At 65.5% G+C, this 12,949-nt stretch carries 12 protein-coding genes and 1 tRNA gene; 4 read left to right on the forward strand and 9 right to left on the reverse strand.

Features of this window, described 5'->3' with window-relative positions; all coding sequences use genetic code 11:
* Positions 1–39: 39 nt before the first annotated feature.
* Together E3T50_RS07155 and E3T50_RS07160 are read right to left on the reverse strand one after the other, a co-directional pair.
* A tRNA-Thr gene (locus tag E3T50_RS07155) sits at positions 40–115 on the reverse strand.
* Between the two features lie 138 nt (positions 116–253).
* A complete protein-coding gene (locus E3T50_RS07160; protein WP_134551216.1) occupies positions 254–1,171 on the reverse strand; it encodes a DsbA family protein in 918 nt (305 codons plus the stop codon).
* Positions 1,172–1,395: 224 nt separating this feature from the next.
* Between E3T50_RS07160 and E3T50_RS07165 the strand changes: the two genes are divergently transcribed.
* Positions 1,396–2,493, forward strand: coding sequence for an ABC transporter ATP-binding protein (locus E3T50_RS07165; RefSeq protein ID WP_134461381.1), 1,098 nt, complete (start codon positions 1,396–1,398; stop codon positions 2,491–2,493).
* A 67-nt stretch (positions 2,494–2,560) separates the two neighbouring features.
* Complete coding sequence (locus E3T50_RS07170) at positions 2,561–3,880, forward strand: DUF4032 domain-containing protein (RefSeq protein ID WP_134551217.1); 1,320 nt, start codon at positions 2,561–2,563, stop codon at positions 3,878–3,880.
* Positions 3,881–3,972: 92 nt separating this feature from the next.
* Here the strand turns inward: E3T50_RS07170 and rlmB are convergent, their stop codons facing one another.
* From rlmB to E3T50_RS07190, 4 genes are all read right to left on the reverse strand, one after another.
* Positions 3,973–5,115, reverse strand: a complete 1,143-nt coding sequence (rlmB, locus tag E3T50_RS07175) for a 23S rRNA (guanosine(2251)-2'-O)-methyltransferase RlmB (RefSeq protein ID WP_134461387.1) — start codon at positions 5,113–5,115, stop codon at positions 3,973–3,975.
* Positions 5,115–6,530: a cysteine--tRNA ligase gene (cysS, locus tag E3T50_RS07180; protein ID WP_134551218.1), complete on the reverse strand. Its 1,416-nt coding sequence runs from the start codon at positions 6,528–6,530 to the stop codon at positions 5,115–5,117. Before cysS ends, rlmB begins: the two co-directional genes overlap by 1 nt.
* Positions 6,527–8,017, reverse strand: coding sequence for a 2-C-methyl-D-erythritol 4-phosphate cytidylyltransferase (ispD, locus tag E3T50_RS07185; RefSeq protein ID WP_134551219.1), 1,491 nt, complete (start codon positions 8,015–8,017; stop codon positions 6,527–6,529). The genes cysS and ispD overlap by 4 nt, the downstream gene beginning before the upstream one ends.
* Before the next feature lie 121 nt (positions 8,018–8,138).
* Complete coding sequence (locus E3T50_RS07190) at positions 8,139–8,621, reverse strand: CarD family transcriptional regulator (protein ID WP_134551220.1); 483 nt, start codon at positions 8,619–8,621, stop codon at positions 8,139–8,141.
* 176 nt (positions 8,622–8,797) lie between these two features.
* On the opposite strand from E3T50_RS07190, the gene E3T50_RS07195 reads away from it, so the two are divergent.
* On the forward strand, positions 8,798–9,349 hold the full coding sequence (locus E3T50_RS07195; RefSeq protein WP_134551221.1) for a hypothetical protein: 552 nt from the start codon (positions 8,798–8,800) through the stop codon (positions 9,347–9,349).
* A 62-nt stretch (positions 9,350–9,411) separates the two neighbouring features.
* On the opposite strand, the gene E3T50_RS07200 is transcribed toward E3T50_RS07195, so the two are convergent.
* A complete protein-coding gene (locus tag E3T50_RS07200) occupies positions 9,412–10,095 on the reverse strand; it encodes a response regulator transcription factor (RefSeq protein ID WP_134461401.1) in 684 nt (227 codons plus the stop codon).
* Complete coding sequence (locus tag E3T50_RS07205) at positions 10,092–11,282, reverse strand: sensor histidine kinase (RefSeq protein ID WP_134551222.1); 1,191 nt, start codon at positions 11,280–11,282, stop codon at positions 10,092–10,094. Before E3T50_RS07205 ends, E3T50_RS07200 begins: the two co-directional genes overlap by 4 nt.
* Positions 11,283–11,462: 180 nt before the next feature.
* Here E3T50_RS07205 and phoU point away from each other — a divergent pair, with 180 nt between their 5' ends.
* Complete coding sequence (gene phoU / locus E3T50_RS07210; RefSeq protein WP_134551223.1) at positions 11,463–12,119, forward strand: phosphate signaling complex protein PhoU; 657 nt, start codon at positions 11,463–11,465, stop codon at positions 12,117–12,119.
* Positions 12,120–12,180: 61 nt separating this feature from the next.
* On the opposite strand, the gene E3T50_RS07215 is transcribed toward phoU, so the two are convergent.
* Positions 12,181–12,933, reverse strand: a complete 753-nt coding sequence (locus E3T50_RS07215) for a phosphoglyceromutase (RefSeq protein WP_134551224.1) — start codon at positions 12,931–12,933, stop codon at positions 12,181–12,183.
* Between the last annotated feature and the right edge of the window lie 16 nt (positions 12,934–12,949).

Raw genomic sequence — 12,949 nt, forward strand, 5'->3', positions numbered from 1 at the left:
AGAGAGACCCCCTGGATTCCGTTCGGGAGCAGGGGGTCGTGGGGCCGGCCACGGGACTTGAACCCGTAACCCCCACTTTACAAGAGTGGTGCGCTACCAATTGCGCCAGGCCGGCATGAGGCACGCGGGCCTCAGGAGACCATCCTAAATCATTTCCAAGCCCTCGCCGCCACCGCCGCCGGCGCCGCCGGCGGCGGCGCGGATGCGCGCGGCACGAGGCGGCGCATCCGCTTCAGCGAGCTACCGGTGCCAGCTACGGGGCCGGCGTCGCGGGGGTGGGCGTCGACGTCGACGTGGAGTAGGTCTCGCCGAGGGCCTGCTGCACGAAGGACGCGAACTCCTTCGGGTCGTCGAACGAGCCGGTGTACGGTTTGCCATTGACCAGGATGGTGGGCGTTCCGATGATGGACTCAATCGAGGAGTTGGGGATCGGGCCGGCAGTCGAGCGGTCGGTGGCTGCCTCGACCCACGACTCGTACGTGCCGTCGTCGATGCAGGAGTTGATGCTGGACAGCGCTTCGCTCACGCCGGAATCCGTAACGACATTCTTGAGCTCGTCGTTGCTGCGGCCGGGCGAGGTCTCCTTCGGCTGATCAACGAACAGGGCGGAGCTGAAGGCAAAGAAATCGTCGGGCGAGTAGTTGGCAACGCAGGCCGACGCGTTCGCAGCCCGCAGGGAGTACTTGGTGCCGGCGGACTTGTTCGCAAGAATGGCGATCGGGTGGATTTCAACGGTCGCCGCACCGGAGTCAACCCACTGGGCGATCTGCTCGGTGTTGGCGTCTTCGAAGTCGGCGCAGAGCGGACACAGGTAGTCGACGTACAGGCGGATGTTCGCGACGGCACCGGTGGGATCAGCTTCGGACGGCCGCGGATTGGCGTCGGGCTGCAGCGCGGGCGTTCGGGCGGTGACCAAACCCTCGCCGATGAGCGCACCGTCACTGGCCATATTTTTGGGGCCGGGACCGGCCGGTTTGATCGAGTTCACAATAACAAGGGCGACCAGAACGACAATGGCGACGGCAGCGATTGCCATGCCGCCCTGCAGAAAGACCTTGTTGCGGCGGTCCTTCTTCTTTTGGCTGACTCGAAGCTCCTTGGCCTTCACCCGGGCGGCGTCGCGCCGGCGGCTCCTGGAAGGGCTACTGTCGCTGGGTCCGCCAATAGGCATAAAAAATCGCTTTCGAGAAGTGGAGGCGCGCATGAACGCACCCTTGAAATAGTAGATGCCCTGACTGTGAAACGACCAAACGGGGGGGCACGCTGACGACCAAGCCGGGCACCCGTCGTGTAATAATAGGGCGGTCGGGTACTGACTCCGGTCGGCGAACGGCGCATAAATCCTATTCACAACGGATCGTCCGGCACGTTCCTGCCGGTGAAGGAGTAATAATCATGGCTTCAGTGACCTTTGACAAGGCAACCCGGCTCTACCCGGGTTCCACCCGACCGGCTGTTGACCAGCTCGACCTTCAGGTCGCCGATGGCGAATTCCTGGTTTTGGTCGGCCCGTCCGGCTGCGGAAAGTCCACCTCCCTGCGGATGCTTGCCGGCCTCGAAGAGGTCAACGACGGCAATATTCTCATCGGTGAGCGCAATGTGACCGACGTGCCGCCGAAGGACCGCGACATCGCCATGGTCTTTCAGAACTACGCGCTGTACCCGCACATGACCGTCGCCGAGAACATGGGCTTCGCGCTCAAGATCGCCGGCATCAACAAGGACGAGCGTGCCGCCCGCGTACTCGAAGCAGCCAAGCTGCTCGACCTGGAGCCGTACCTCAGCCGCAAGCCGAAGGCGCTCTCCGGCGGCCAGCGTCAGCGCGTTGCCATGGGCCGCGCGATCGTGCGTCAGCCGCAGGTGTTCCTGATGGATGAGCCGCTCTCCAACCTCGACGCCAAGCTGCGCGTGCAGACGCGTACGCAGATCGCTTCGCTGCAGCGCCGCCTCGGCGTCACGACCGTCTACGTGACCCACGACCAGACCGAGGCGCTCACCATGGGTGACCGGATTGCGGTGCTGAAGGATGGCATCCTGCAGCAGGTCGGTTCGCCCCGGGACCTGTACGCGAAGCCGCAGAACGTGTTCGTGGCCGGCTTCATCGGCAGCCCCGCGATGAACCTGTTCCTCGCGGACACCGTTGACGGCGGCATCAAATTCGGCACCGCGACCGTGCCCGTGCAGCGCGAGACACTCGCCAGCTCAACCGGCAAGAAGGTCACCGTGGGAATCCGTCCGGAGGACATCCAGATGTCGTCCACCGCCGGCGACGGCCTGCAGATCGAGGTCGACCTGGTCGAAGAACTCGGCGCCGACGGCTACCTCTACGGTCACTCCACGATCGAGGGCAAGCGCACCGACATCGTCGCTCGCGTCGACGGCCGCTCACACCCGAACGCGGGCGAGACCGTCTACCTCACGGCCACGCCGAATCACCTGCACGTGTTCGACGCCGAAACCGGACTGCGCCTCGGCGGCGCCGTCACCGACTAATCGGTTTTCTGAACGGCTGGAGGGATTCGCGTCCTCCAGCCGTTTTCTCGTCAGTTAGGGTCAAATTATGAGCGGTTCCCTCAACATCATCGCGGCCACGGCCGACCCGGCCCTACTCGACTTGCCGTGGCAGTTGCCCCTCGATGCCTGGCCGAACGAAAACATCGCCTCGCTGCCCAAGGGCATCTCCCGCCACCTCGTGCGGTTCGCGCACCTGAGCGGGCGGGTGGTCGCCATCAAGGAGACCACGAGCGAGATGGCCTCGCGCGAATACGACATGCTCCGAACCCTGGCCAACCTCGAAATTCCCTGCGTCGAGCCGGTCGCCGTGATCACGAACAGAACGGACGCCGACCTCGATCCGCTCAATTCGGTTCTGGTCACCCGTCACCTGAAGTTCTCCCTCCCCTACCGCGCCCTGTATTCGCATGCCCTGCGCCCGGACACGGCCACCCGGCTGGTCGACGCCCTCGCTGTGCTCCTGGTGCGGCTGCATATGATTGGATTCTTCTGGGGCGACGTCTCACTCTCGAACACGCTGTTCCGGCGCGACGCCGGCGCGTTCGCCGCCTATCTCGTCGATGCCGAGACCGGGCAGTTGTACTCCGGCGGGCTCTCGAACGGGCAGCGCGAGAACGACCTCGAGATTGCCCGGGTCAACATCGCCGGCGAACTCATGGACCTTGAAGCCGGCGGCCGCGTTGCCGACGAGCTCGACCCGATTCGGGTCAGTAACGGTATCGTCGCCGCCTACCGCCTGCTCTGGAAGGAACTCACCGGCTCGGAATCGTTCTCGAACTCGGAGCGTTGGCGCATCACGCAACGGGTGGAACGTCTCAACGACCTCGGCTTCGATATCGAGGAACTCGCGATCAAGACCGACAGCGCTGGCAGCAAGGTGCACATTCAGCCGAAGGTCGTCGATGCCGGGCATCATCAGCGTCGGCTGCTGCGCATGACCGGGCTCGACGCCGAAGAGAACCAGGCACGCCGGCTGCTGAACGACCTCGACTCCTACCGCGCGGCCTACGGCGACCCCGGTGCGGACGAGGAGATGGTGGCGCACGAGTGGCTCGTGCGGGTGTTCGAGCCGGTGGTGCGGGCAATTCCCGAAGATCTACGAGGCAAGCTCGAGCGGGCACAGGTGTTTCACCAGCTGCTCGATCACCGCTGGTTTATGGCGCAGAACCAGTCGCGGGACATTCCGCTCGCCGAAGCCGTGACGAGCTATGTGCAGGACGTGCTGCGGCACCGCCGCGACGAGGCGACCGTGATCGATCCGCTTACCGGCGCCATCACGCTGCCAATTCGCACGCAGCTGGACGACGACACCGGCGCGGACCCCGACGATGCCGACGATGCCGACGACTGGATGCTCAAGGTTTAGCCCTCGTCGGGCACGGCGGTGCTTCCCGGCCCAAACCCGGCCGATACCGGCACCGGGCTGATACCGGCACCGGGCGGCCGCTGAGCGAAACGTTAGAGCTTCGCGGCCTGCTTCGCAAGCTTGATTTGGGCACGGAGACGGGCTACCTCGTAGAGCGTGACACCGGCGGCGATTCCGGCATTGAGCGACTCGGTGGCGGCGCTGATTGGAATCGAGACGATCGCGTCGCAGGTCTCGGTCACGAGGCGGGACAGGCCCTTGCCCTCGCTGCCGACGACGATCACGATCGGGCGCTCGGCGAAGCCGGTGCCGAGGTCGGGCAGCGACACGTCGCCGTCGCCGTCTAGACCAAGCACAAACACACCCTGCGCCTTGAGCGCCTTGAGCGTCTGGGTGAGGTTGCTCGCCATGGCGACGGGCGTGCGGGCCGCGGCGCCGGCGCTGGTCTTCCAGGCCGAGGCGGTCACGCCGACGGAACGACGCTGCGGCACGATGATTCCGTGGCCGCCGAACGCCGCGGTCGAACGGATGATCGCGCCCAGGTTGCGGGGGTCGGTGATGCCGTCGAGGGCCACGAACAACGGCTTGTGGCCACGGCTGATGGTGAGCTCGAGCAGCTCCATCGGATGCGCATACTCGTAGGAGGGCACCTTGAGCGCGAGTCCCTGGTGCACGGCGTCGCGGCCGGCGAGGCGGTCCAGTTCGGGGCGCATGACCTCGAGAATGGGGATGTTGCGGCTCGTCGCCATCAACAGCACCTCTTTGACCCGCTCATCCATTTCGATGCGTGCCGCGATATAGAGGGTCAGCGCGGGGATCTTCGCGCGCAGCGCCTCCAGCACCGAGTTACGACCGGTGACAATTTCGTGCTCGTCGATCTGCTTGGCCCGACGCGTCGAGGATCCGCCGCCCCCGGTGTTGCCGGTGCCGCGCTGGGGCGCACCCTGCGAGGCGCCGCGGGCGCCACCACGAGCTGCTCCGGCGGGGCCGCCGCGGGCGCCACCACGGTTGCTGGTCGCATCCGCTGCCGGGCGAGAGTTGAAGCCGCCGGCCGCGGTGAAACGATCGGCGGCCGCCTTGCGCTTGCCGGCGGGGTGGTACGGACGGTCTTCGGCCTTGGGCGTGGGCTTCTTGCCCTCGAGTGCCTGACGGCCCTGGCCGCCAGAGCCGACCTGGGCTCCACGGCTGCCCTTACGCACCGATCCGGTGCGCGATTTGCGGTCTAAGTTCTTCATCAGTCAAAGCTCCAATGGGCACCCGACGGGGTGTCTTCGATGGTAATTCCGGCGGCGACGAGTTCGTCCCGGATTCGGTCTGCGGCCGCATAGTCGCGGTTTTCCCTGGCAAGGTTGCGGTCGCCGAGCAGCCGCTCGACCAACGCGCTCAGGGCCACCATGGCCGGTTCGTCCGTCGCCACGGCCCAGCCGGGCGACAAAGGATTGATTCCCAGCACTTCGCTCATCGCCAGTACTGCACTGCGAGCGGATGCTGCCGCATGCAGGTCTTCGGCATCCAGCGCGGCGTTGCCGGCGCGCACGGTGTCGTGAAGCACGCCGAGGGCCTGCGGAACGGCCAGGTCGTCGTCCATCGCTGCGGCGAAATCATCCGGCACGATTTCGACCCCGCTCCCGGCGAACCGGGTGCCGGCGAGCCGGCGGTCGGCACGGTCGAGAAAACTTTCGACGCGTTCCAAGGCCGCTTCGGCCTCGGCCAACGACCCGTCGTTGTAGTCGATGGTCGATCGGTAGTGGGCGGCACCGAGAAAATAGCGCACGACGATGGCGCGGGCCTGGCCGAGCAGTTCGACCGCGAAGACCGAGTTGCCAAGCGACTTGGACATCTTCTGCCCGTTCACGTTGACCAGGCCGTTGTGCACCCAGTAGTTCGCGAAGTCATTACCGGCCGCGTTCGACTGGGCGAGCTCGTTCTCGTGGTGCGGAAAGCGCAGGTCGAGGCCGCCGCCGTGAATGTCGAAGTGGTCGCCGAGGTAGCGCGCGGCCATGGCCGAGCACTCGATGTGCCAGCCGGGGCGGCCCTGGCCCCACGGCGACGCCCAGGCGGCCGAGGTCGGTTCTCCGGCCTTGTAGCCCTTCCACAGGGCGAAGTCGCGCACGTCACGCTTGGCGCGCGGGGAGGCATCCGTGGCCGCCTCCATATTGCCGCGCGACTGATGGGTGAGGGCACCGTAGGCCCCCCAGCTCGCGCTGTCGAAGTAGACGTCCCCGGACTGGTCGGGAGCGGCGTAGGCGTGGCCACGCTCGATCAGCGTGCTGATGAGGGTCTGCATCTCGGTGATACTCGCGGTCGCGCGCGGCTCGTAGGTGGGGGCGAGAATGCCGAGGCGCTGATAGCCCGCGGTGAACTCGAGCTCGAAGCGGTAGGCGAGGGCCCACCACTGCTCATTCGAGCCCTGCGCGTTGATCAAAATTTTGTCGTCGATGTCGGTAACGTTGCGCACGAAGGTGACGTTCATGCCGCGGTAGCTGAGCCAGCGGCGCAGCTGGTCGTAGACCAGAGCGCTGCGCAGGTGGCCGATGTGCGGGCTGGACTGCACGGTGGGTCCGCACACGTACATCGAAACCTGACCCGCTTCGAGGGGGACAAAGTCACGCAAGGCCTGCGCCTTCGAATCGTACAATTGCATGGTCACGCCTCCCAGTTTAGGTCAGGGGTCTGACCCGGCTCGGGCGTGCGTGCAGGCGCGGTCGGCTGAACCGCGGGAGGGGCGGGGTAGAGCAGTGCTGTCGCCGTCGCTGCCACCCCCTCGCCGCGGCCGGTGAAGCCGAGCGCGTCCGTCGTGGTTGCGGAAATATTGACCGGAGCCGAGAGGATGCCGGCGAGTCGCGTTTCGGCTTCGCCCCGACGCGGGGTGAATCGGGGGCGGTTGCCGATGATCTGCACCGAGACATTGCCAACGAGGTAGCCGGCGGCGGCCACGAGGCGCACGGTTTCGGTGAGGAAGACGTCACCGTGTGCACCGCTGAACCGGGGGTCGGCCGTGCCGAAGATGCTACCGATATCACCGAGGCCGGCAGCGCCGAGCAACGCGTCGCAGATGGCGTGGGCTGCGACATCGCCATCACTGTGCCCGCTGAGGCCTCGCTCCCCCGGCCAGTAAAGGCCAGCCAGCCACAGTTCGGTCGTATTGTCGGAGGTGAAGGCGTGCACGTCGAGGCCCGTGCCGATGCGCGGAAGGAGCGCGGCTGGCGCGGCAGCTGGCCCATCACTGGCAGGCGCGTCGGCGCCGGGGCCGACCGAGGCGTCCGCGGAATGAGTGGTGGTCGCGGCTGCGTGCAGGATGACCTCAGCACGTTCGAGATCTTCGGGGGTCGTGATCTTGAAGGCGAGCGGGTGGCCGGGAATAACGTTCACCGGAAGTCCGGCGTCGGCGACGAGGGCGGCATCGTCGGTAAGGGCTTCGAACCGGCCGTTCTGCAGGGTCCAGGCGCGGGCGTCCGCGAGCATTGCGCGGGGAAAGCCCTGCGGAGTCTGCCCGGCGGACAGCTCGGAACGGTCGACGGTGCCGAGGATGGCGCCGGAGTCTGCGACCCGCTTGATGGTGTCGACCACCGGCAGCCCCGGGATGATGCCGTGCCCGGTGGAGCGCACCGCGTCGACGACGTCGTCGCAGAGCGCGGCGGGCGTGAGGGCGCGCGCGGCGTCGTGAACGAGCACGATGTCGACGCTCGGCAGCAGTGCGTCCATGCCCAGCTCTACCGAGTCCTGGCGGGTGCGCCCGCCCGCGACGATGGTGACCGTGCGCGAAGGCACCGGGCTGCTGGTGGGAGCGGCACCGGTCGACGTGGTGCTGGACGCGGCCGCGGCCAGCACGTCGTGCCGACGAGCAGCCTGGGCGGCGATGGCACGAGCGTCCGATACCCGGTCGCCGGGGGCGACCACGATGATCTGTACGAGCTCACGCATACCGAAGATGGTGTCCAGGGCGTGGCTGAGCAGCGGGCGCATCTGCAGCAGAACGAATGCTTTGGGTTCAGCGTTGCCGAGGCGAGTTCCACTGCCAGCGGCGACGATAATGACGGCAGCGGTGGGCGGTGCCACGTCGACCGGGAGAGCGCTGACGGGTTCGACTCCATCGCCCGGGAGGGGCGCGGCCGGCGGCACGAGGAAATCAGTCATATCTGGAGGGTATCTATCTGCGGATCGAGCTGGACTGCACGCTGGGTATAAACAGGCAAGAGGCGGCGCCTCGCGGCGCCGCCTCTACGAAGCAATGAGATGAGCTGGGTAGCTCGGCAGTTTAGGAAGCGAGGACTTCGTCGAGCACGGTGGATGCCTGCTCTTCATCGGTCTTTTCGGCCAGGGCCAGCTCGCTGATGAGAATCTGACGAGCTTTGGCGAGCATGCGCTTTTCACCGGCTGACAGGCCGCGGTCCTGGTCGCGACGCCACAGGTCGCGCACGACCTCTGACACCTTGATGACATCACCACTGGCCAGCTTTTCCAGGTTGGCCTTATAGCGACGGGACCAGTTGGTCGGCTCCTCTGTGAACGGTGCGCGGAGAACCTCGAAGACCGCGTTGAGGCCTTCCTGACCGATCACATCGCGAACGCCAACAAGGTCGACGTTCTCGGCGGGAACCTCGATGGTGAGGTCGCCCTGGGTGACATTCAGCTTGAGGTACAGCTTCTCTTCACCCTTGATGATGCGGGTTTTAACCTCGGTGATCATCGCAGCGCCGTGGTGGGGATAAACGACGGTTTCGCCAACCTCAAACAGCATGGATAATCCCTTCGCCGATTGCTAGGGTACCACAGCGACGAGGTGCTACAGTGCGCGCGCCCCCGCGAGGCGCGGCAGACACAATCGTGCGCCCGGACTCGCCGCTAAGCTAGAGGCAAAGTGAATTCTGCAGCGTCGACCCACCGTCGAACGCTGCTTCAGTAAGTGGAGGTCTTGTGAGAGCGCGCATCGCTGCATCCGTTGTATTGGCGGCTGGCATTCTGTTGGGCACGAGCGCGTGCGGATTCTTCGCAGCGCCAGCCACCTCGATTGCCTACAACGCGAGTGACGGTGTGAGCGGGGATGTGGGTCAGATCCACATTCGCAACGCTCTGCTGCTCTCGACCGACGGCGAACTAGCCAGTTTGATCGTCTCCGTCGTCAACACCACGGACACGCTGCAGAGCCTGCTCGTGCAGTACGAGTCGAGCACCGGCACGGTATCGCAGGACGTTCCCGTTGAGGCCAACACGACAGTGACGCTCGGCACGGATGGCGCCGCCTCGGTGGTTCTGGAAAACATGAACAGTCAGCCAGGCTCGCTGTTCCCGGTGTTCTTCCAGTACGGCGAAGAGACCGGCACCGAACTCCTAGTGCCCGTTCTCTCCGGTTTGCAGAGTGAGTACTCGACTTTGCTGCCGACGCTCGCACCGACCCTGACCCCGTCAGAGACGCCGACAGAGACGCCGTCTGAGACGCCGACCCCGTCGGCAACACCCTCCGCGTAACCCACAGCAGACAGCTCAGGCCGCCGCCCCTTCGGGATCGGCGGCCTGTCTCGTTCCTGCCGTCAGGCTTCGAAGCGGTAGCCGAGGCCCCGTACCGTAACGAGCATGACCGGCTCAGAAGGTGCAGCCTCGATGCGCGAGCGGATGCGTTTGATATGCACGTCGAGCGTCTTCGTGTCACCGAAGTAGTCGGTGCCCCAGACCCGGTCGATGAGCTGGCCGCGCGTGAGCACCCGCCCGGCGTTCCGCAGCAGGAATTCGAGCAGCTCGAACTCCTTCAACGGCATGTTCACGAGCTCGCCGGAGACCGTCACGGCGTGCCGTTCCACATCCATACGCACCGTGCCGGCCGTGAGCATGCTGTCCACGTCGGTCGCGCTCTGATCCTCATGCCGACGCAGCACCGCGCGAATGCGGGCGACCAGTTCACGGGTGGAATACGGCTTGGTGACATAGTCGTCGGCGCCGAGTTCGAGACCAACGACGATGTCGACCTCGGAATCTTTTGCGGTGAGCATGATGATGGGCACGGTCGACCGGGTGCGAATCTCCCGGCACACCTCCGTGCCCGGAATGCCGGGCAGCATGAGGTCGAGCAGGATCAGGTCGGTGCCGTTCTGGTCGAACTCATTGATCGCGCCCGGTCCATCTTCGGTGACGACGACCTCATAGCCCTCACGTTCGAGCAAAAAGCTCAACGGTTCGCTCAAGGCGCTCTCGTCTTCGACCAAGAGGATGCGTGTCATAGTTTGTCTCCTGCGGCCGCACGAGCAGCCGGTCGCGTTTTGTTCGGGGGTGGTTCGGTGGTGGGGTGCGCCGCCTCGGGGAGGCGGATGGTGAAGGTGGAGCCGCTGCCGGGCTGCGACCAGACGCGGATGTCGCCGCCGTGGTTCTGCACGACATGCTTGACGATGGACAGGCCGAGGCCCGTGCCACCGGTGTGCCGGGACCGGGCCTGGTCGACGCGGAAGAAACGTTCAAACACGCGGTCGAGGTCGGCTTCCTGAATGCCGACGCCCTGGTCGGTCACCGTGATCTCGACAATGCCCTTCTGCAGGCGCACGCCGACGCCGACCCGCGACCCCTCTAAGGAGTAGTTCACCGCGTTCGCGACGAGGTTGTGCACCGCGACGGTGAGCAGGGCTTCGTCACCGAAGACCCGGGCGCCGGACTTCTTACCGATCACGATCGTGATGCACTCGGCCTCGGCGACAACCCGGCTCTGGTCGACCGCGGCAGCGACGATGTCGTCAACACTGAGATTTTCCGGTTCGGCGAGGGCATCCTGCGCCTGCAGCCGAGACAGTTCGATGATCTCCTGGGTGAGGCGGCCCAGTCGGGCCGACTCCGTCGTCAACCGGTTGGCGAAGCGGCGAACCTGCTCCGGCTCATCTGCTGCCTTATCGAGCGCCTCGGCGAGCAGGCCGACGGACGCGATTGGGGTTTTGAGCTCGTGGCTGATGTTGGCCACGAAGTCGCGGCGCACCTCATCGAGGCGAAACGCTTCGGTGCGATCCTCGGCCAGCAGCAGCACATAGCGGGTGCCGAGCCGGGCCAGGCGCACCCGAAAGCGCATGCTCGCGTCACCGAACGGGCCGCGGGACAGCACGAGGTCTTCGGAGATGGGCTCGCCGGTCAGGCGCACTCGGCGAGCGAGTTCGAGCAGTTCGGGGTGCACAACCTGCTGGTTCCAGACCAGACCGAGCGTGAGGGCGCCCGGGCTGGTTTTGATGACGTTGTTCGACGGGTCGAGCACGACGCCGGCGGTCTCGAGGGCGTCGAGTACCTGGTCGATACCATCAGGCACAGCGGGATTGACCACATCGGAGGCGCGACGCCCGTGACGCTCAGCGACGTGCAGCAGCGACACGAACCCGGCACCGACACCGAGCCCGAGTGCCAGCGACAGCAACACCAGCCACGTCGATTCCATCTCTACAGATTACTGAAAGTCTGCGGCCGTCGTTCACAGCGCACCTGCGCCGCGCCCTGTACTTTAGAAAGTGTTCAAGTGGGCGGCACCTGCCGTTAACCTGATTTCGACAACATAAACCGGTGGCCAAGGTTGGCTGCATAGATCGTGCGTGTTCGCGCGGCCGGAAGGATCACCCCCATGCGCGACGTATTCCAACAAGAACTCGCCGAAGTGCAACAGCGACTCGTCGATATTTCGCGTCTCGTCGCGATCTCGATGGACAAGGCTACCCGCGCCTTCAACGAGAGTGACGTGAGCCTCGCCGAAGAGGCCATCAGCGAAGACGAGAAAATCGACGAACTCTCGGTCGAGCTCGACGAACTCGCCATCACCATCCTCGCCCGCCAGCAGCCGGTCGCTCGCGACCTGCGCATCGTCGTCAGCGCCCTACGTATCAGCGCCTCCCTCGAGCGGATGGGCGACCTCGCCACACACATCGCCCAGCTGGCCCGCTACCGTTTTCCCGACAAGGTCATTCCCAAGGGACTACGCAGCACGTTTGCCCAAATGGGTGCACTCGATGTGGTCATCGCGAACATGCTCACGGAACTGCTCACCCACCAGGACCTGCAGCTCGCCGACAGGATCCGCAACGAAGACGACAAGGTCGACGCCCTGCACCTGAGCGTGTTCGACGCCGTTCTCGGCGAAACCTGGAAGGGTCTCGCCGCCGACACCGTCGACGCAACCCTGGCCAGTCGGTACCACGAACGTTTCGCCGACCACGCGGTCTCCATCGCGAAGAAGGTTCAGTACCTCGCCACCGGCGCCTGGCACCAGGACGACAACGTCTGATTTCTGCGCGAAAAAGGCCCCGGAGCTTGTGTTCTCGGGGCCTTTTTCGTTGGCGGGCTGACTACTTCTTGTTGCCCTGAGCGGCGACGGCGGCCGCGCCAGCCGCTGCGGCCGCCGGGTCCAGGTACTGGCCGGGGCCTAGCGGCATGAGGTTTTCGCCGAGGTGGTAGACCAGCGGGATTCCCGTGGGAATGTTCAGCTCAGCGATGTCGGCGTCGCTGATCCCGTCGAGGTGCTTCACCAGGGCACGCAGGGAGTTGCCGTGCGCGGTGACCAGTACGGTTTTGCCCGCGCGGAGGTCTGGCGCGATATCGGACTGCCAGTAGGGCAGCATCCGCTCGACAACATCTTTGAGGCATTCGGTGCGGGGCAGGTCCGGGCCCAGGTCGGCGTAGCGGGCATCGTGCACCTGCGAGAACTCGGAGTCGTCGGCGAGCACGGGCGGCGGGGTGTCGTAGGACCGGCGCCATAGCATGAACTGTTCCTGGCCGAACTTGGCCAGGGTGGCCGCTTTGTCGAGTCCCTGCAACCCGCCGTAGTGGCGTTCGTTGAGGCGCCAGGAGCGCTTCACCGGGATCCACAAGCGGTCCGCTTCCTCGAGTGCGAGGTTCGCGGTCTGGATGGCGCGGGAGAGCAGGCTGGTGTGCAGCACGTCGGGCAGTAGGCCGGCATCCTTCAGCAGCACGCCGGCGCGCGCGGCTTCGGTGGCGCCCTGCTCGCTCAGACGAACATCTACCCAGCCGGTGAACAGATTCTGCTGGTTCCAGGTGCTTTGGCCGTGGCGGAGGAGGACGAGTGTGTAGGGGGCAGACATGTGCCCACTCTATCGA

Origin of the sequence: Cryobacterium gelidum (assembly GCF_004403985.1) — a bacterium.
In the GTDB taxonomy this organism is placed as follows: domain Bacteria; phylum Actinomycetota; class Actinomycetes; order Actinomycetales; family Microbacteriaceae; genus Cryobacterium; species Cryobacterium gelidum.